Origin of the sequence: Nonomuraea purpurea (assembly GCF_042650645.1) — a bacterium.
GTDB lineage: Bacteria > Actinomycetota > Actinomycetes > Streptosporangiales > Streptosporangiaceae > Nonomuraea > Nonomuraea purpurea.
Genome location: NZ_JBHSBI010000018.1, coordinates 1 through 17,857, shown reverse-complemented (window position 1 = coordinate 17,857; position 17,857 = coordinate 1). Strand labels below are relative to the sequence as shown.

Here is a 17,857-nt window from a genome sequence, read left to right as displayed (position 1 = left end):
CCCAATTATGGAGTGGAGAGATTCGGGTCGGCGAAGCGCTCGTTCGGGACCGTGGCGTACCAGCCGGGCCGCCCGGGATCGCGGTCGTACGGATAGCCGCCCATTTCCCGATAAAGCTCGGCATATTGGGCTACACGCTCCCGGTCGAGGCGCACCCCCAGCCCCGGCCCCGTGGGCACGGCGATGGCGCCGTCCGAGTACGCCATCTTCCCGCCCTCGATCACGTCGTCGCGCAACTGGTGGTAGTGGGCGTCGGCGGCGTAGGTGAGGTTGGGCAGCACCGCGCCGAGATGCAGCATGGTCGCGAGCTGGATCCCCAGCTCCCCCGACGAGTGCACGGCCACCCCGAGCTGGAACGTCTCACACACCCCCGCCGCCTTCACGCACGGCCGGATGCCGCCCCAGAACGTCGTGTCCAGCAGCACCACGTCCGCGCCCCTGCGCAGGACGTTGGAGGCGAGCTGCTCGAAGTTGACCACGACGGTGTTCGTGGCCAGCGGCACCCTGACCTGCTCGCGCACGAGCCGCAGCCCTTCGAGCCCCCAGACGGGGTCCTCCAGGTAGTCGTTGTTCAGGTCCTCGATGGCCCGGCCGAACCGCAGCCCCTCGCCCACCGACAGCACGGCGTTCGGGTCGTACCTGAGCCGATCACCGGGGAACGCCGCCGCCAGCGCCCGGTAGCACTCCAGCTCGTAGTCGGGCGGGAAGACGCCCCCCTTGAGCTTGTGCACGGTGAACCCGTGCGCCTCCTTGAGCCGCCTGGTGTGCTCGACGAGCTGGTCGGGGGTGCGGATCTCGGCGTACCCGTCGGCCGCGTAGCGGAAGAACAGGTAGGACGCGAACGGCACGGCGTCGCGGACGCGCCCGCCCAGCAGGTCGCAGGCGGGCACGCCGAGGTGCTGCCCGATGAGGTCCAGGCAGGCGAACTCGATGGCGGCCAGGAGCTGGGTCCTGTTGTTGTAGAGCGAGGCCGTCGGATTGGCGATCTTGAAGCGCAGCGCCTCCAACTGGAACGGGTCGTGATCCTTCAGGTACGGCACCAGCGCGCGGAACGCGGCCTCGGCGCTCTCACCCCCGCCGCCCATCTCCCCCAGGCCGACCAGCCCGTTGTCGGCCTCGACCTCGACGATCGTCCGGACGAACCGGCCCCAGTGGGCGCCGTTGCTGTGCCGCAGCGGCGCCTCCAGGGGGACGGCGACCGTCGTGGCCCTGATGTCAACGATCTTCACGAGCACGTCCCCCAGACGACGGCGACACCGCAGGCGGGCAGCCGTACCTTGACCGACTCATCGACCACGTCGAGCTCGCGGGCCGCGCGCAGCCCCGGCACCCGGACGACCGCCTCGACCGGCTCGGCCGCCAGCGACTGCAGCCGCACCACGCGCTCGCCGCCCGTCAGGCCGATCGAGGTGATCAGCACGTCGGGGTGGTCGACGGAGGCGTACGACTCGGTGACCTGGGGGCTGTCGCTGATCAGCGCGCCGACGAACGGCTCGGTCAGCCCCGCGGCCACGCAAGCTCCCAGACGCCTGCCGTCGGCATCGGTCTCCGAGCCGACGGCGTACCTGAACGTCGTCTCGCCCTGCTGCTGCGAAGGGAAGTTGGTGTCCCAGATGTTGTTGAGCGCCCACGAGTAGACCGTGCCGTCCTCCTGTTCGAGGGTCGGCGGGAACGGCGCGTACGGCATGTGGATGGTTCCGAGCTGCACCAGCGGCGCCTCCAGGGTGACCCAGGCGATGGTCAGCTCGGGGTCCTCGAAGGCGATCCAGTGCCTGATCGGCAGCATGTACTCGGCCGAGCCCGGCACCCTCGGCACGTCGGGCCCGCCGACGCCGCCGGTCAGCTCCCAGGCCGTGGCCGCGCCCGCGGCGAACGGGAAGGCCAGGAAGACGGCCTCCTTGGCCGGGGTGCCCTGCTTGGCGAGCTGGTAGGTCAGGTCCACCCTGGGCACGCCGTAGTGCACCTCGACGGTGGTGCGCAGCCAGTCGACGCCTTTGCCCTGGAGCTCGACGACCAGCTTCTCGCCGACGGCCGTGCGCTGGGCCTTGACGACGGCGGCGTGCTTGCCGATGGCCCGGTCGCCGAGGAGGGTGCGATCATGCGCCCCCACATGTCCCGACATATGGTTGAAATGCGGGGCAGTGGCGTACTGGTCGTACACGTACTGGCCGAAGCCCGCCGCGGCCTCGCCGTTGACCAGCTCGCGGCCCGCCCGCTTGTCGAAGATCGAGCTGATGTAGCCCTCGCGCACGTCGTAGGTCACGCGGTAGAACTCGTTCTCGATCACCGGGACGGTCTCCAGCTCGACCGGCTCGGGGGCCTGGCTCCGGCCGGGGACCACGTCGAGACGCACGTACCCGAATCCGGGCACGTCCTGGACGACCGCGTGCACGTGCCGCCCGATCGGCCGGGTCGGCCAGTCATCCGGGTGCACGAGCTCCTCGTGGTGCGCGACCGTCTCCCCCGTCCGGGCGTCCACCAGCGCGATCGGCACGTCCACCCCCACCACGTCACGCGGCAGGAACGCCCGCGCGAGGTCCGTCCGCGCCCGCGTGGCCGGGTTGAAGACGGCGAACGAGGCCAGCGCGCCACCCTCGGAACCCGACTCCGACAGCGCGGCGGCGAACCTGCGGACCCCCGCGTGCAGCAGGTCGGACGCGTCGTCCTGGGCGTCGTAGGCGCCGGACGACTTGCGCGTCCACTGCAGGCCGCCCGAGTCGCCCGCCTCCTCGGCGTCCAGCCACGGGTTGGCCGCGCCCCAGGTGTGCTCGTTGAACAGCGCGACCTTGTCGTAGGCGAGATCGACCTGCTCGGTGGCGTCCACCCCGGCGATCGTGTGCAGCGTCTCGGCCACCCGCAACGCCGACTGCGCCCGGCGGACGTACCCGAGCGGGCGCGCGCCCGAGCCGAGCCCGTCGGCCCACCAGTCGGTCCAGTCGCCCTCGTGCACGGCCAGCCGGTCCAAGTAGCGCTCCTCGACGTGCTCGAAGAAGTCGCTGTTGACGGCCGAGCGAAGGCGCGGGAAGGCCCACTGCTCGTTCCACCTGCGGGCGATCGAGGCGGGCACGATCGAAGGGCCCGCGTTGTCGGCGTGCGCGCCCTGCACCCGCAGGTGCAGCGCGTCCAGCTCGTACGGCTCCTTCGGCGCGTCTGGCCCCTGCCAGCCGAACGTCCCCGGCCCGTACGGGTAGCCGCGCGTGGCCAGCGCCGACAGGTAACGCGGCAGCAGGTCGTCGGCCAGCTCGTAGGAGTCGGTCAGCCCGACCGTGTTGCCCTCCATGTACGCCATCCCGTGCGGCGTGTCGGTGAACCACACGATGATCTCGTTGCCGCTCGGCGCCCGCCAGCGGAACGGCCTGGTCAGCTTGTCGCCGCCGTGCAGGTACGGCACCGAGCGCCCGGCCCAGTTGTGGGCCGCGGCCAGGTAACGCACCCCGTTCGCGGTGAGCGCGTCCACCAGGCCGACGACCGCGCCCGGCACGTCGGTGTGCATGGCGGACCTGGTGGCGAAGCCGTACCTGTCCTTGAGCTGACCCGTGAAGCGGAGCTGGCGGTGCAGCTCCTCGGTCGAGCACGCCTCCGTGTGGAGCTGGAACGGCAGCGCGGTCACCTCGATCACGCCCTCGCGGGCGCGCGCGGCGAACGACTCGACCATCTCGGCCGGGCGGGCGTCCAGCCATTTCAGGGCGGGCATCGACGACTCGACCGTCCACCTGAACTTGGCGTCGTCCGGCCAGGACGCCGTCTCCTCCGCCAGCCGCAGCGCCGCGTCGAGGTAGTCGAGGTGGTGGCGCAGCACCGTGCCCTGCGGGTCGGTGTAGCCGATGTCCAGATGGGAGTGGTGCACGACGAACACGCTCCACTTGCGCTGCGGGGTCACCGTGACCTGCGCGGTGCCGACCACCCCCGCGTCGTCGCGGCACTCCAGCGTCAGCACGCGCGGCACGTCCACCTCGGGCACCAGCAGCGTCACGTCCTTGCCCGACGCGCTGTCCACGCCCACCAGCACGTGCGTCAGCGGCTCGGTGCTGGACACCCTGACCGCCTGCCGGCCGTCGTGGGTGAACAGCGGCAGCACCGCGACCCGCACCTCCAGCCCGCGAACGCTGATGACAGGCGTCGAGGTGTCCTCGCGCAGCGCCTGCCGGATCGCGTCGTAGTCGGGGCTCCCCAGGCTTCGCTGGAGCAACCGGCTGGTCATTGAACACTCCCTAGAGAAAGGCCCCTGGCGAACAGGCGCTGGGTTGCGAGGAACAGGATCACGGTCGGCAGCGAGACCACCAGGCCCGCCGCCAGTCCGACCGGGACCGGGGTCCCGGCGTAGACGTCGGTCATGAGCCCGGCGATGGCGGTCATCACCGGCCGGACGTCCTCGGTCTGGGTCAGGGTCAGGCCGAAGATGAGGTCGTTCCAGATGAAGGTGAACTCCAGGATGAACACGGCCGTCAGCGCGCTGAACGAGATCGGCAGGTAGATCCGCCAGAAGATGCGCCAGGTGGTGGCGCCGTCCATCCTGGCGGCCTCGAAGACCGAGAACGCCACGCCGCTGTAGAAGTTGCGCAGCACGAACGCGGCCAGCGGCACGTTGATCGCCGTGTAGAGGAGGATCATGCCGAAGCGGCTGTCGTACAGACCGGCGTCGCTGTAGCCGACGAACAGCGGCACGAGCAGCATCTGCGAGGGGAAGATCGTGCCCCCGAAGATCAGCAAGAACCACCAGAACCCGCCCCGCAACCGCAACACGACAATCGTGTACCCGGCCAGGGCCCCGATGATCACACCGAGCAGCGGGGAAACGACGCTGTAGAGCGCGGTGCTGGCCAGGCTCTGCGACAGGTTGGCGCTCTCCAGCGCCCTGCCGAAGTTCTCCAGCAGCGCGAAGTCACCGGACGGCACCCAGGCGCTGGCCGGATCGTAGGAGCTCGCCGGCCGCGAGGCGTTCACGAGCAGCAGGTACGTCGGCCCGAGCCAGATCAGCCCGAGCACGATCAGCACGGCACGCCTGATCATGTGGCGGTCACCTGCCTCCTGAGGTAGAGGTAGGACGCCAGCCCCGTGACCACGGTCAGCATCACCGCCACGGCCGAGCCGTATCCGTAGTCGCTGGCCACGAACGTGTCCTTGTACATCGTCACCGCCAGCGTCTCGGAGTTGCGCCCAGGCCCGCCCTGCGTCAGCACCCACACGATGTCGAACGTCTTCAGGCTGGCCACCAGCGCGAGCCCGACCACGACGGCCGTCAGCGGCCTCATCAGCGGCCAGATGACGTGCCTGAACAGCCCCCACCCCGAGGCCCCGTCCAGCCGGGCCGCCTCGATGGGCTCCTTCGGGATCGACTGCAGCCCGACCACGAACAGCAGCGTGTTCACGCCGAGCTGCTGCCAGGTCCACACCAGCAGCATGGCCAGCGTGTTGTGCGGCGCCTCCTGCAGGAACGCGGTGTCCACGCCGAGCAGCAGGTTGGCGATCCCGCCATGAGACAGGACCGGGCTCCAGACCATGGCCAGGCCCGCGCCGCTCAGCGCGTACGGCAGCATGAACGGCAGGCGGTACCACGCGCCGCCCTTGAGGTCGTAGGACAGCACCGCCACCAGCAGTCCGAGCCCGACCGGCAGCACCATCGTGCCGACCACCCAGATCAGCGTGTTGCGGGTGGAGGTCAGCAGCGCCGGGTCGTCGAACAGCTTGGCGAAGTTGTCCAGTCCGATCCACGCCGGCGGCTCCAGGCCGTCGTAACGGGTCAGGCTCAGGTAGGCCGTCCACAGGAACGGCGCGTAGAGCAGCCCCGCGACCAGCAGCGCCGCCGGCGCGACGTATCCGTGCCTGAACCGGCCGAGCATGGGCGTGCGCACGCTCACTGGTGCGTGCTCCAGTACTCGTCGGCGGCCTTCTGGATCGTCTCCAGGACCTCCCTGTAGCTGGCGGGCTCGGTGACGAACTTGCTGAACCCGTCGAGCGCGGCCGTCAGCACCGGTGGCGGCGTCGCCTCGAAGTAGCGGTTGACCAGGCGGTACTTGCCGCTGCCCGCGTCCTTGGTGACCGCGCCGAGCGCCTCGTCCTGGATCGTGACCTTGGGGTTGGCGCTGACGTCGCCCCTGCTCTTGGCCCACTTCTCCTGGGCCTCGGCGGTGGTCCACCACTTGAGGTACTTCTGGCTCGCGTCGGGGTCGGCCGCCTTGGTCAGCGAGCAGAGCGGCCCGCTCTCGAAGATCATCGAGGTCTTGGGGAGCGCCGGGTTGACGTTGGGGATGACGAAGAAGCCGTAGTCGGTGCCCGCCTTCATGTCGCGCGTGGTCATGCTGGTGTTGAACCAGCTTCCGAGGGAGACCATCGCGGCCTTGCCGGTCTTCAGCACGTCGCCGGGGTCGGTCTTGTCACCAGGGTTAATGAAATATCCGGCGTCTATGAGCTGCTTCCAGCGCTCCATCACCTGGACCACGCCCGGATCGGTGTACTTGGCCTTGCCGGTGGACAGGCGGTCGTACAGGTCGGGGTCGGTGCCCGCCATGAGCTGCTCGAACCAGACGAAGGAGAACAGCACGCTGGTGTGGTAGAAGGCCTTCACGCCGTTCTTCTTCAGCGTCTCGGCCGCCTGGACGAGCTCGTCCCAGGTCTGCGGGGGCTTGATGTCGTACTTGTCGAAGACCTGCTTGTTGTAGAACATGCCCCAGTACCCGACGTTCATCGGCACGCAGTACTGCTTGCCGCCGATCGTGTAGTAGGGAAGCAGGTCCTGTGGCAGGTCGCCGCTCTTGATCGCCTCCTGCCAGATGTCCGTCGTCTCGGCCACCTGCTTCTGCTTGACGATCTCCTCCAGCATCCCCCCGGTCTGCCAGGTGAACAGGTCAGGCTTGACGTTCGTGCGGAACGAGGCCTTGATGAACGCCTGGTACTGCGCCGAGTCCGTGTACCCCGTCGGCTTCATGCCCAGGCCGATCTGCTGCTTGGACAGGGCGCCCATCTCGTCGAAGTACTTCGACCACGCGCCCTTGTCGTTGTACAGCGTCAGCTCGGTCTTCTTCTCCGGCGCGGCGGCGCCGTTGCCACCGCAGGCGGTCAGGACCAGCGCCGCCACGCCGAGCGTGGCCACACGTGACCGGAACATGGGCCGGCCTCCTTGGTTCTCATCGGGGGGATTGCAACCTGTGCTCTATTACCGTCTTCACGTCGACCAGGTGGGCCCGCATCCGCTCCTCGGCCTGCGCCGCGTCGCGTGCTTCCATGGCCCCCAGGATCGCCAGGTGCTCCTCGTAGTCACGGCGCCGGTCGTCGAAGATCTGCAGGATCTCCCGCTGCTCGGGACCGTGGACGGTGAGCAGCGAGTCGACCACCTCGTGCAGGACGCTGTTGCCCGCCATCCGCGCGGTTGCCCGGTGGAAGGTCATGTTGGCGTCGTGCAGCTCGGCGTCCTCACCACGCAGGTGTCTGCCCGCCTCGTCGAGCACCCGCTTGAGCGCCGTCAGCTCTTCGCGTCCGGCTTGCTCGGCGGCCATCGCGGCCAGCGGCGGCTCGATCACGATCCGCGCGCCGAGCAGCTCAAGGAGCTGGGCGGCGTGCATCTCGCGCATGTTCGGGTTGGGCAGGACCAGCCGCTCGATGGCGGCTCCGACGTAGATGCCGGAGCCGTGCCGCAGCTCGATGGCCCCGGTGGCCTCGAGCCGGCGCAGCGCCTCGCGCAGCGTCGGGGTGGTGACGGCGAAGCGCTGGGAGAGCTCCCTGGTCGAGGGCAGCCTGTCGCCCGGCCGGTGCCCTCCCGTACGGATGAGCTCCAGCATGCGCTCGGTCAGAGCGTCGGAAAGCGTGGGCCGCGTTACCTCGGACATATCAAGTGATCTAATCACTTAATGCCATGGGAGTCTATGATTTCGCGGCATGAAGCGTGTGCTGGCATGTGTCGCCGGGCTTGGGGCGGTATTGGTCGTCGGGGGCGCCGGCTGGTACTACTCGGGCCGGGTCATCGTCCCCTCCCGCAAGGAGAATTCGTACCCGCTGGAAGTGATCGCCTACGACGACTCGCGGGTGACGCTGAAGGGTGAGCCCGACCCGGCCGCGCCCGGCGAATACGGGCTGACCTGGCGCGACGGCAACGCCACGCTGGGGCCCGTGGTCTCGGTCACCGGCGACACCGTGGTACGCGAGGTGACGAAGGTCCGCAGAGGGACCCTGCGGCCGGGCGTGCGGGCCTACCTCGACCGGTGGATGTGGGGGCACGAGGATCCGCGCTCGGCGCTCGGCCTGCCGTACGCGCAGGTCTCGATCAGCGGCGAGTTAGGCGACTTCCCCGCCTGGCTGACCCCGGGATCGGCCAGGACGTGGGTCATCGCCGTGCACGGCCGCAACGCCAACCCCTCCGAGGCCCTGCGCTACATGCCGGTGCTCCGCTCACTGGACCTGCCCGTGCTGGCGATCAGCTACCGCAACGACCCTGGGGCGCCGGCCAGCCCCGACGGCAAGTTCCACCTCGGCGCCAGCGAGTGGCGCGACGTGGCCGCGGCCATCGCCTACGCCCGGGGGCAGGGCGCGACCGGAGTGATCCTGTACGGCTTCTCCATGGGCGGGAGCATCGTCCCGATGGCGGCCCGCCGGCTGCCAGGCGAGCCGATCAAGGGGCTGATCCTGGACAGCCCCGTCCTGGACTGGAACGGCCCCATCGACCAGGCCGCCCGGCAGCAGGGGGTGCCGCTCTGGCTGGCCTCGGTGGGCAAGTTCGTCGTGGAGCGGCGTACCGGGATCTCGCTGGACGAACTGGACCACGTACGGCACGCCAATGAGTTCAAGCAGCCGATCCTTCTGTTCGCCGACGACGCCGACACCGGCGTGCCTCCCGGTGCCGCGCTCCGCTTCGCGCAGCTCAGACCCGATCTGGTGACACTGGTACGCACGCGCGGCGGCGGCCACGTGGGCTCGTGGAACGTCGACAGACCCCGCTACGAACAGGCGCTGCGCGACTTCGTCACCCGGGTCGCCCTTTGAGCAGGTCGGTCATCGTGTCGATCTGCCCCTGACGCGACACCTTCACCTGCCCGGCCCATTCCTTGACCGCCGGAGCGGCCCCTGCGTTCACCTCCGCCGCGGCCATCTGGATGGCGTCGTCCTGGTGCGCGATCAGCATATTGAGCAGATCCCGCTCGAAGTCCTTCGACTTCTCCAGCTTCTTCAGCGCCTGGATCCGCTTGACGTCGGTCTGCGGCATCGGGCCATGATGATCGTGCGCGCCGGTGGCCGCGGTGAGCGGCTGATCCCAGGAGTGCAGCCAGCGCAGCATCATCTCGACCTCACCCTGCTGGGTGTTCGCGATGGCCGAGGTCAACGTCCTGAGCTCCGGCGTGGTGGCCCGCGCCGTACCTGCCTTGGCCATCTCGATGCCCTGCCGGTGGTGCTGCACCATCATCTGCACGAACATCACGTCGTCGGCGTTCACCGGAGGCTGCTCGCTCTGGGCGCATGCGGCGACGCTCAGCAGGACGCCCAGGGCGGCCACGAAGACGCGCACCCGCCTCACCTCTTCTTACTTATAGGAAACCTTCCTAATCGATTTCCCGCGCCCGCGCAATGCCCCGGAGGAATTCCCGCGCGAGCCGCGTGTGCGTCGTGGCGATCGCCCTCATGAACCCCCGGCGCGCAGCGGGAAAGTCCCCGTCCAGCAGCCGCAGCGGCCCCGCGACAAGCGACAGGTGCTGCGCGAGCCGATAGAACCGCATCCGCCCCTCATCCAGCTCCACGGGCCGCAACCGCTCGTAATGCCGCTCCTCGAACCGCAGCCCGAGAAAGACGTACTCCCACTCGACGTCGAAGAACATCGCCCCCTCGATGTCGATGAGCACCGGCTCCCCGTCCTCGTCCACCAGGACGTGATCGGGCCCCAATTCGCCATGGATGAGCCCGTAATCCGTCCGCTCCTCAACGGCATCGGCCATCTCCCGAACGGCCGCCTCGAACTCCCGCCGCACCTCCCTGATCTCACCGACCCGCCGGGCCGCCTCATCGAGATCCCGCAGCGCCCGCCCCCGCACCACCTCGACCGCCGCCCGCGTCGTCGGCTCGGCGACCTTCCCGACACTCGCGGACCGATGCCGCCCCATCGCCTCCAGAGCGACCGCCAGCCGATCCAGCACCCGTTCACCCTTGACCGGATCGTCGCGCAGCAACTCCTCCAGCGTCCCCCCGCGAACATCCTCGATGACCGCCACGTCGCCCGGACAATGCCGCCTGCTCCGGTCGGCGAAATAGAGCGCCGGAACCCGCACACCGATCGAACTCAGGCAGTCCCGGCTCGCCTCGAACAACCTCAACCCGGAAGCGTGCCCGAAAGGATCCGCTGCTTCGGCGTGCGCGTCGGCGGGCCAGTAATCCTCGTCCTCGGCCCAGACATACAGCACCGCACTCGGCCCCTCCTCGAACGAGAGCCGATAAACCCCCTTCTTGCTCCCGCCCTGAAGCCGCTCCAGTCCGGTGAGCCGCCGCCCCGCCCCGAACACCTCACGCGCCAGCCCGGCCGCCTGCTCGCTGTTCACAGTCACGGACGAGATCCTGCCATTCACTTCGTCCGCGAACGTCGGTGGAGAAGTGTAGAACTGGCCGATGTGGATGATCAGCCGACTCTTGACGGCCCGCACCCCGCCCCCGACATCCTCTCCTACATCGACGACCTGATAGCGAACCTGGTCGATGACGACATGCGCACGTGGTCCGACAGCCTCGACTACGGGACGGACTTCACCGTCTGAGACTCTGGCTCGCGCATAGTCCTTGGACGCCTCCATGACAGCCAGGCCGGGGCCCGCGTGTTCGTTTCCGCGGGAATCGGCCCATCGTCACTTCCGTACGTCCCCTTTCAGGAGTGCCAACCTTTTGCCGCGCCCACGGCGTCTGGAGGTTACCGACATGAGGAGAGACGTTGGATCGCGATGCCGGTTTCCTGGCGTTCGTGGATGCTCACCAACGCCCGTTGATGCGCCTGGCCTACCTGCTCACCGGAGAGGTCCACCTCGCCGAGGACCTCCTGCAGAGTGTGCTGGTCCGCATGATCGGGCGGTGGTCGAAGTTACGCCACATCGACAACCTTGACGCCTACGCGCGCAAGACCATGGTGAATCAGTACATCTCGTGGCGGCGGCGGCGCGGTTCCGACGAGGTGCCGAGCGCCGAGCCGCCCGACCGCGCTTACTCGCCCGAGGACTCCGCCGTCCTGCGGATCGTCCTGCGCCAGGCACTCATGCGGCTGACGCCCAAGCAGCGCGCGGTGCTCGTTCTGCGCTTCTACGAGGACCGTACCGAACGTGACGTCGCCGACCTGCTGGGATGTTCCGTCGGCACCGTGAAAAGCCAGGCCCACCACGCCCTGGCCCGCTTGCGTGCGCTGGCGCCCGAACTGGCGCCGAAACTGCCTGTACTGGACGATCCGGCCCGTAGTGAGGGGGCACGCCGATGACCTGGCTCGGAGAACAGCTCGGCCGCATCGCCGATGACATGCCAGAGCGAGACTTGGGCGCCAGGGCGATCGAGATCCATCAGCGGAGGCGGCGCAACGTCATGGCGCTCGCCGCCGCCGCGGTGGTCGTCGTCACGGTGCTCGCCGCCGCCGTCGGAGTACGGACGCTGCCCACGGAGCCGCGCGCCGCCGCCCGCCCGTCCGGCCCGCCCGAGCAGTCCACCATCAAGGTCGGGGTGGTGGCGAGTGTGGAGTCGGTGCCCGTGGTCGTGGCCTTGGACAAGGGCTATTTCGAGGAGGAAGGGCTGATGGTGCAGCCGGTGATCGTCGCCGGCGCGGCGGACGCGGGGGACCAGGTCGAAAGTGGCAAGCTGGACTTGGCGCAGACCGACTACGCCACGGTGTTCAGGTTGAACGAGTCGGGCAGGCAACTCAAGATCGTCTCCGCCTTGTACCAGGCCGCGCAGGGGAGCTTCGCGGTCGTCGTCAGCGCCAAGTCGAAGATCAGGACAGCGACCGATCTCAAGCGCAAGAGGATCGCGACCCCGGAACTCGAAGGGCTCGGGACATTGGCGCTGGCAGTCGTGCTGAAGCGGGCCGGGCTGACGTTGCGCGACGTCGTGCCGGTCGAGACGCCCTATCCCGACATGCTCAACGCGATCGACAAGGGGCAGGTCGACGCCGCCCTGCTGGCCGAGCCGTTCGTCACCGTGGGCCGCGATACCGAGCGCACGCGGATCGTGGCGGACGCGATGACCAGGGAGCTCGCGAACCTGCACACCGCAGGCATGACAACCACTGACCAGTGGATCCGGCGAAACCCCCGCACGCTGGCGGCCTTCCAGCGCGCGCTGGCCAAGGCGCAGCGCCTGATCGCGAGCGATCCTCAGCAGGTGCGCAACACGCTGCCCCGCTACATGAGGATCTCCAAGGCGATGGCCGCAGGCGTCGCGCGCGGCTCCTATCCCGCCAAGCTGGACACGACAGAACTCCAGCGAATCGCCGATCTGGCCCACGCCTACAAGTTCCTCAAACGCCCGGCAGACCTGGGGAGCGCCGTCATGAAGAGCAGGTGAAGCCGGCAGCTTCCAGGGGTTGCGGTCATCGGTTGGATGATCTGGCTCCGTCCGATGGCCCTTTCCTGGGACGGCTCAAGGACCCGGATAAATAGGTCTGGCCATAGCCGCTTGATCACGCGGAGCGCTGCATCGTCAGCGACTGAAACCGGTTTTCGTCAGCTCCCACGGCGTGGAAGTCCACGATCTCGAAGGACTTGCGTGCGTACTTCTGAAGCTGCTCATCGCTACGGAAGGAGAAGAATCGAGGAGGGTCATGGTCGTCCTCTTCGAAGGGCCCTTCTCCCGTCAGGCTGCCCCCGCCGTACACACCGAGAAAGAACAGGCCGCCGGGCCGCATCAGCGCGTGAATCGCGTCCATGACCGCCGGAAGGTCGCTGTTGGGCACATGTAGCAAGCAGTTCAGCGCGTACACCGCGTCGAACGAACCGGGCGCGAAATCGAGGTGCAGAAAGTCCATGGCATGGGCTTCAATGCCCTTCTCCCGGCACAGAGCCACCATGGCAGGCGACAGATCAACGGCCACGACGTCCAGACCATTCTCCTGAAAGTACGCACTGTCCTGGCCCGTTCCGGCGCCGATCTCCAGCAGTCGCCCGCAACCGTGCCCCTTCAGCCGGTCCAGGAACGCCTCGCGCTCTGCCACCTTCCACGGGGCCTTGCCGCTGAGATCACGTTGTTCGGCGCGACCGTCATATGCCGTTCGGAGGGGGCCGATCACATCGTCGTAGCGCACGCTCATCGCGTCATGATGCCCAACGAGAGACCTTCGGCAACAGGCGAGCACTGTCAACCGCATGGCCGGGCGTTGGGCATCAAGCGGTTCGGCGGCTCAGCACTGGGTCGGCGATCAGCCGGGCGGCTGGGCAGAGCGTCTGCCCGTACAGGCGAAACAACTCATCTCGCGAATCGAAGTAGCCCAGATCTACCCGGACGTGGACGGACAGGTCGCAGCTTGGTGAGGACGTGCCGCCCCAGTCCACAGCGGTCCGGGCAACGGCGTCGAAGAGGGTCTCGGTGCTGCTGTTACTGAAGCCGGAAGCGAGACACAGACCGTCGTAGAGCTCCGACACAGGTACCCAGCCTTCTTCGATCCAGAACTCCGGCCAGGCCAAGACGACGTCAGTGGGAACCACGGCACGAAGGCGCGGGAAACGCGGATACCAGAAAGCGCCATCGATCATGCGCCCCCTGACTCGGGTGGCGATGCCGTGGGCACGGGCCAGAGCCTCCAGCACCGCCATGCGCTGGCTACACGAGCCCCGCCCACGGGCAATCGTCACGGAGACAGGTTGCTCCTCGTTCATCGCGTAGACCGGGCGGATGCACTCGCCGATCAGCCGATGTGCGGCTTTCACCCACTCCCGCTGAGGCGAGCGAGCAACCATCTGGTTGGGGAGTTGGAGAGTCATCCCAACGCGCGCTGCCAATTCGACAACGCTCGAATGATGCCGGTCGAGAATCGACGTGGCGGCGGTCCCACCGAGGACCGGTAACAAGGGCCGCACCACGGCACACCACCGGCGCCGGGGGTTGAGCAACCGCGAGGTCATCTGAACAGCCTAAGAAACGTTACCGCTGTTTTGATGAAAAGGGCCCTCGGGATGGGAGAACCGCGGCTTGGTCACGGGAGGATCCCGCATGGGATAACCGATCCTCTTCCAGATCTTGGCGATTCATACTGGTGCACACCCCGTTCTCCCCTCCCGAAGGGCCTCCAGGTGCTGCATTTTTCTCGTGAGCAATTACGCCCGGTCAGTGGCGTCGCGGTCTTCGCCATCGCGGGCGTGGTGTGCGATTCCCTCGTGGGGGTCGCCGCAGCGGGGATCAACCTCTGGTACGCGTCGCTCGTGGATCGTATGATCAGTGATTTCGACTCCATCTCCGGGACGGAGATGCGGACGGGGGAACTGCTCGTCCTATGGTCCGGAACCGCGCGATTCTTCATCTTCCTCGCGGCCGCAGCCGGGTTCCTGGCCTGGCTGTTCCGCGTCAGGACCAACGCCGTGAGTCTCTCACTGACCGGTCACCGGCGCAGCAGGTCCTGGCTGATCGCAGGATGGGTGATACCGATCGGCTGGTTCTGGATTCCCAAACAGATCGTGGACGACATCTGGCGTGCCTCCACACCCCCCGGCTCTGCCAAAGGGCTGATCAACGCGTGGTGGGCGGCCTGGCTGATCGCCTGGGTGACGGCGAAGGCGACCTGGGGCCTGCTCTATCTCTTCTCCATCGACCTGGAGGGAGTCGCCTTCGCCCTGCGCTTGGAGGTGGTCGGCATCGGGCTGATGCTGATCGCAGCCGTACTGGCGATCGGCGTCATCCGCAAGATCACCTCCGCTCAGGAGACACTCCGCTCAACGCCTCCAGCCAACTCCGCGCCAAGCGAACCGCCCCCAGCATCCAGCGCGCCCGAGCCGACCGCAGCGTCGTAGGGCAAAATCCGTGGACTTGCTCATCCTCCCCCACCGAGGAGGTGGTCAGCAGCAGTTGGCCGAGGCACCGATCTGCTCGGTGGCTGGCGTACAGCAGGCTGACTCGGATTCTTTGGCCAGGGTGTCGGCGTCGGCCTTGACCACATACACCTCCCATGGCTCGCCACCAGGGCCGTGCACCCAGACCTTGTCCTGGAGGGCGTAGCAGCAGGAGGTGTCGTTCTCTTCGAAGGTGGCCAGTCCGGCGTCCTTGAGCCGCTGGGTGGCGGCGTTGACCTGCGCGGTGTCCTCGACCTCGACCCCGAGGTGGTCCATGTGGGTGTCCTCCCCCTCCTCCCCTTCGATGAGCACCAGCTTGAGCGGAGGCTCGGCGATGGCGAAGTTGGCGTAGCCGGGGCGGCGCTTGTCCGGTTCGACGCCGAACAGCTTGGAGTAGAAAGTGATCGACCCCTCCAGGTCGGCGACACGCAGAGCGAGTTGGACGCGTGACATCGCGATCTCCCATTCGTTGCTTCGATGGATGTCTAAGCAGTCCCGAGTTTGCGCCTCTGCTTAGGAATCTGTCAAATTAGAGACATGTCGAAACAGGAGTTGCCGGTGTTCGCCTCCGGGTGCTGCGCACCGCTGATTTCGGAGCCGATCACCGAGGACGAGGCCGTCGAGATGGCCCGCGTGTTCAAGGCGCTCGGCGATCCGATCCGGTTGCGGCTGCTGTCCCTGATCGGCGCACACGAGAGTGGCCGCCAGATCGGCGACGGGGTGTGCGTGTGCGAGTTGACCGGCGCCTTCGCGGTGACCGCGCCGACGATCTCGCACCATCTCAAAGTGCTGCGTGAGGCCGGTCTGATCGACAGCGAACGACGGGGCACCTGGGTCTACTACTGGATCGTCCCGGCCACGCTGAAGCGCCTGACGAGCGTTCTGGCCCTGCCCGAGACGCTCGTCGCGGACGCGCGGTGAATCTGGCTCGCAGGGCGCTTGCCGAGTTCGCCGGCACCGCCGCCCTGGTGGCCGTGGTGGTCGGTTCCGGCATCATGGCTGCCGAACTGTCGCGTGACGTCGGCGTACAACTGCTGGCCAACAGTCTGGCCACGGCGGCGGGCCTGGCAGTGCTCATCGTGATCCTCGGACCCGTGTCCGGCGCGCACTTCAATCCGGTCGTCTCCGTGGCGGCCTGGGTCCTCACCCGTCGCGACGCAGCCCCGACCCTGCGCGGCCGAGAGGTCGCGGCATACGTGCCCGCTCAGGTCGCCGGAGCCATCGCCGGGGCACTGCCGGCGAACGCCATGTTCGCGCTCCCGGCCGTTCAGATCTCGGCTCGTGACCGGTCGGCACCTCACCTGCTGCTGGGTGAGGTGGTGGCCACCGCCGGGCTCATCGTGGTGATCTTCGCGCTGGCCCGGCAAGGTCGCGCCACACTGGCCCCGGTCACGGTCGGTGGCTACATCGGCGCCGCATACTGGTTCACCAGCAGCACGAGCTTCGCCAACCCTGCCGTCACCCTGGGCCGGACCTTCACTGACACCTTCACCGGGATCGCCCCCGCTTCGGCGCCCGGCTTCATCGTCGCCCAGCTGGCCGGTGCCGCGCTCGGCGGCCTGCTGCTCGTCATGCTCTACCCGAACAGCCCGCAGCCCGTCCCCGGCTCCGCCTACCAGGCCGCCGCCGATCAGCCTCGATAGGAGAAACCCGTGTCCGATCAGGTGGATGCACCGCCGCAGGTGTTGTTCGTGTGCGTGCACAACGCCGGCCGCTCCCAGATGGCCGCCGCCTTCCTGACCCACCTGGCCGGCGAACGGGTACGTGTGCGTTCGGCCGGTTCCGCGCCCGCGGATCAGGTGAACCCGGCCGTGGTGGAGGCGATGGCAGAGCGTGGCATCGACATCTCCGCCGAGATTCCCAAGGTGCTCACAGCCGATGCCGTCCAGGCCAGCGACGTCGTGATCACCATGGGCTGCGGCGACGCCTGCCCGATCTTCCCCGGCAAGCGCTACGAGGATTGGGTACTGGACGACCCAGCCGGCCAGGGCGTCGAAGCCGTGCGCCCGATCCGCGACGCGATCGAGACCCGCGTTCGCGCGCTGATCTCTGACCTCGCCTCAGCCCCCGCAGACACAGCGATCAAGTGAGCGTTGGACGGGACGGCCCGCGGGCCACTCATCGAGTCCATGCGTCCTGGCGGCATAACACCGAAGCCGCAGGCATCTGGACCAGCGGGTGAACTCACCGGCAGGTCGTTGCAAGCCCTGCACGAGGATCTGCTCTCCATGGACCCTTCGGGCCAAGAGGGCGGGGATCTCTCCGAGTAGAGCATGGCCCCGTTGCTGTACGAAGCTGCTGCACGCCCACGTAAAAGGCCCTCCTGGATCATCCGGAAGGGCCTTTGAACTGGGAGCCGCCTTGGGGATTCGAACCCCAGACCCCTTCATTACGAGTGAAGTGCTCTGACCGACTGAGCTAAGGCGGCGCGCTGTTCAGCGTGGACGAGTCTACAGGAGCTCAAGGGGTCCTCGCTCCCTCCCATACACCCCTCCTCACCCCTATTCACCGACACGCCCCGCGGTAGTACCGTGAACGTGCTGCTGAGGTGGTCGGGGGTCTGTCGCCGGAGACGGCCCGTTTCGAGACCGTGCGGTGAGGTGTTCGCACATGCATGGAAGCCTCTTGACCCGTTTCGTGGTCACGCCCGACGGCAGAAGGCCGGCAGTCGAGGACCGGGGAAGCCTGACGGCGCCCCCGTGTTCCTGCTGCACGGTACCCCCGGCAGCCGGATCGGTCCCTCCCCGCGTGCCCAGGTGCTGTATCGGCTGGGTGTCAGGCTAGCCCCGTTTTCCGCACGTGCGGTTGTTTGAAGATCGCCAGGTTGCTGTGGTGATCGTCATCGCGGTATGACCTGGCTGGTGAGACAGCGTGCG

19 protein-coding genes and 1 tRNA gene are annotated in these 17,857 nt (G+C 67.9%); 8 read left to right on the top strand and 12 right to left on the bottom strand.

The annotated features are described in order from the left end of the window. Positions 1–5 precede the first annotated feature (5 nt). The 6 genes from ACFOY2_RS31605 to ACFOY2_RS31580 are packed head-to-tail and all read right to left on the bottom strand — an operon-like array spanning position 6 to position 7,823. Positions 6–1,229, bottom strand: a complete 1,224-nt coding sequence (locus ACFOY2_RS31605; RefSeq protein ID WP_379531750.1) for an enolase C-terminal domain-like protein — start codon at positions 1,227–1,229, stop codon at positions 6–8. Continuing rightward, the gene (locus ACFOY2_RS31600) at positions 1,226–4,201 is read right to left on the bottom strand and encodes a glycoside hydrolase family 38 N-terminal domain-containing protein (RefSeq protein WP_379531749.1); all 2,976 of its coding nucleotides are present in this window, start codon (positions 4,199–4,201) and stop codon (positions 1,226–1,228) included. Before ACFOY2_RS31600 ends, ACFOY2_RS31605 begins: the two co-directional genes overlap by 4 nt. Beyond that, a complete protein-coding gene (locus tag ACFOY2_RS31595) occupies positions 4,198–5,010 on the bottom strand; it encodes a carbohydrate ABC transporter permease (protein ID WP_357806697.1) in 813 nt (270 codons plus the stop codon). The genes ACFOY2_RS31600 and ACFOY2_RS31595 overlap by 4 nt, the downstream gene beginning before the upstream one ends. Then, positions 5,007–5,858, bottom strand: a complete 852-nt coding sequence (locus ACFOY2_RS31590; protein ID WP_379531748.1) for a carbohydrate ABC transporter permease — start codon at positions 5,856–5,858, stop codon at positions 5,007–5,009. Before ACFOY2_RS31590 ends, ACFOY2_RS31595 begins: the two co-directional genes overlap by 4 nt. Next, a complete protein-coding gene (locus ACFOY2_RS31585; protein WP_379531747.1) occupies positions 5,855–7,105 on the bottom strand; it encodes an ABC transporter substrate-binding protein in 1,251 nt (416 codons plus the stop codon). Before ACFOY2_RS31585 ends, ACFOY2_RS31590 begins: the two co-directional genes overlap by 4 nt. Before the next feature lie 19 nt (positions 7,106–7,124). Beyond that, positions 7,125–7,823: a FadR/GntR family transcriptional regulator gene (locus ACFOY2_RS31580; RefSeq protein WP_379531746.1), complete on the bottom strand. Its 699-nt coding sequence runs from the start codon at positions 7,821–7,823 to the stop codon at positions 7,125–7,127. 49 nt (positions 7,824–7,872) lie between these two features. Between ACFOY2_RS31580 and ACFOY2_RS31575 the strand changes: the two genes are divergently transcribed. Continuing rightward, positions 7,873–8,973: an alpha/beta hydrolase gene (locus ACFOY2_RS31575; RefSeq protein WP_379531745.1), complete on the top strand. Its 1,101-nt coding sequence runs from the start codon at positions 7,873–7,875 to the stop codon at positions 8,971–8,973. Here ACFOY2_RS31575 and ACFOY2_RS31570 read toward each other — a convergent pair. Both ACFOY2_RS31570 and ACFOY2_RS31565 read right to left on the bottom strand, forming a co-directional pair. Continuing rightward, positions 8,954–9,493, bottom strand: a complete 540-nt coding sequence (locus tag ACFOY2_RS31570; protein WP_379531744.1) for a DUF305 domain-containing protein — start codon at positions 9,491–9,493, stop codon at positions 8,954–8,956. The two genes, ACFOY2_RS31575 and ACFOY2_RS31570, sit on opposite strands and share 20 nt — an antisense overlap. Positions 9,494–9,527: 34 nt before the next feature. After that, positions 9,528–10,514, bottom strand: a complete 987-nt coding sequence (locus tag ACFOY2_RS31565; RefSeq protein ID WP_379531743.1) for a phosphotransferase — start codon at positions 10,512–10,514, stop codon at positions 9,528–9,530. Positions 10,515–10,583: 69 nt separating this feature from the next. Here ACFOY2_RS31565 and ACFOY2_RS31560 point away from each other — a divergent pair, with 69 nt between their 5' ends. From ACFOY2_RS31560 to ACFOY2_RS31550, 3 genes are all read left to right on the top strand, one after another. Further along, entirely contained in the window at positions 10,584–10,727 is a 144-nt protein-coding gene (locus ACFOY2_RS31560; protein ID WP_379531742.1) for a hypothetical protein, read from the top strand. A gap of 170 nt (positions 10,728–10,897) precedes the next feature. Continuing rightward, the gene (locus ACFOY2_RS31555) at positions 10,898–11,431 is read left to right on the top strand and encodes a SigE family RNA polymerase sigma factor (RefSeq protein ID WP_379531741.1); all 534 of its coding nucleotides are present in this window, start codon (positions 10,898–10,900) and stop codon (positions 11,429–11,431) included. Then, positions 11,428–12,507, top strand: a complete 1,080-nt coding sequence (locus tag ACFOY2_RS31550) for an ABC transporter substrate-binding protein (protein ID WP_379531740.1) — start codon at positions 11,428–11,430, stop codon at positions 12,505–12,507. Before ACFOY2_RS31555 ends, ACFOY2_RS31550 begins: the two co-directional genes overlap by 4 nt. Positions 12,508–12,622: 115 nt before the next feature. Here the strand turns inward: ACFOY2_RS31550 and ACFOY2_RS31545 are convergent, their stop codons facing one another. Further along, complete coding sequence (locus tag ACFOY2_RS31545; protein ID WP_379531739.1) at positions 12,623–13,249, bottom strand: class I SAM-dependent methyltransferase; 627 nt, start codon at positions 13,247–13,249, stop codon at positions 12,623–12,625. Positions 13,250–13,322: 73 nt separating this feature from the next. Continuing rightward, positions 13,323–14,060 (bottom strand): transglutaminase-like domain-containing protein, encoded by a 738-nt coding sequence (locus tag ACFOY2_RS31540; protein ID WP_379531738.1) that lies wholly within the window; start codon positions 14,058–14,060, stop codon positions 13,323–13,325. Between the two features lie 168 nt (positions 14,061–14,228). Between ACFOY2_RS31540 and ACFOY2_RS31535 the strand changes: the two genes are divergently transcribed. After that, positions 14,229–14,942, top strand: a complete 714-nt coding sequence (locus ACFOY2_RS31535; protein ID WP_379531737.1) for a DUF4328 domain-containing protein — start codon at positions 14,229–14,231, stop codon at positions 14,940–14,942. Between the two features lie 45 nt (positions 14,943–14,987). Here the strand turns inward: ACFOY2_RS31535 and ACFOY2_RS31530 are convergent, their stop codons facing one another. After that, on the bottom strand, positions 14,988–15,434 hold the full coding sequence (locus ACFOY2_RS31530; RefSeq protein ID WP_379531736.1) for an ArsI/CadI family heavy metal resistance metalloenzyme: 447 nt from the start codon (positions 15,432–15,434) through the stop codon (positions 14,988–14,990). Between the two features lie 84 nt (positions 15,435–15,518). Here ACFOY2_RS31530 and ACFOY2_RS31525 point away from each other — a divergent pair, with 84 nt between their 5' ends. From ACFOY2_RS31525 to ACFOY2_RS31515, 3 genes are read left to right on the top strand one after another with little or no spacing between them, the layout of a single operon-like run. Continuing rightward, positions 15,519–15,902 carry an ArsR/SmtB family transcription factor gene (locus ACFOY2_RS31525; RefSeq protein ID WP_379531735.1) on the top strand — a complete coding sequence of 128 codons (384 nt, stop codon included), beginning with the start codon at positions 15,519–15,521 and terminating at the stop codon, positions 15,900–15,902. Then, complete coding sequence (locus ACFOY2_RS31520; RefSeq protein ID WP_379531734.1) at positions 15,899–16,624, top strand: aquaporin; 726 nt, start codon at positions 15,899–15,901, stop codon at positions 16,622–16,624. The genes ACFOY2_RS31525 and ACFOY2_RS31520 overlap by 4 nt, the downstream gene beginning before the upstream one ends. 9 nt (positions 16,625–16,633) lie before the next feature. After that, a complete protein-coding gene (locus tag ACFOY2_RS31515) occupies positions 16,634–17,071 on the top strand; it encodes an arsenate reductase ArsC (RefSeq protein WP_379531733.1) in 438 nt (145 codons plus the stop codon). 264 nt (positions 17,072–17,335) lie between these two features. Here ACFOY2_RS31515 and ACFOY2_RS31510 read toward each other — a convergent pair. After that, positions 17,336–17,409 (bottom strand) — tRNA-Thr (locus tag ACFOY2_RS31510). Positions 17,410–17,857 lie beyond the last annotated feature (448 nt).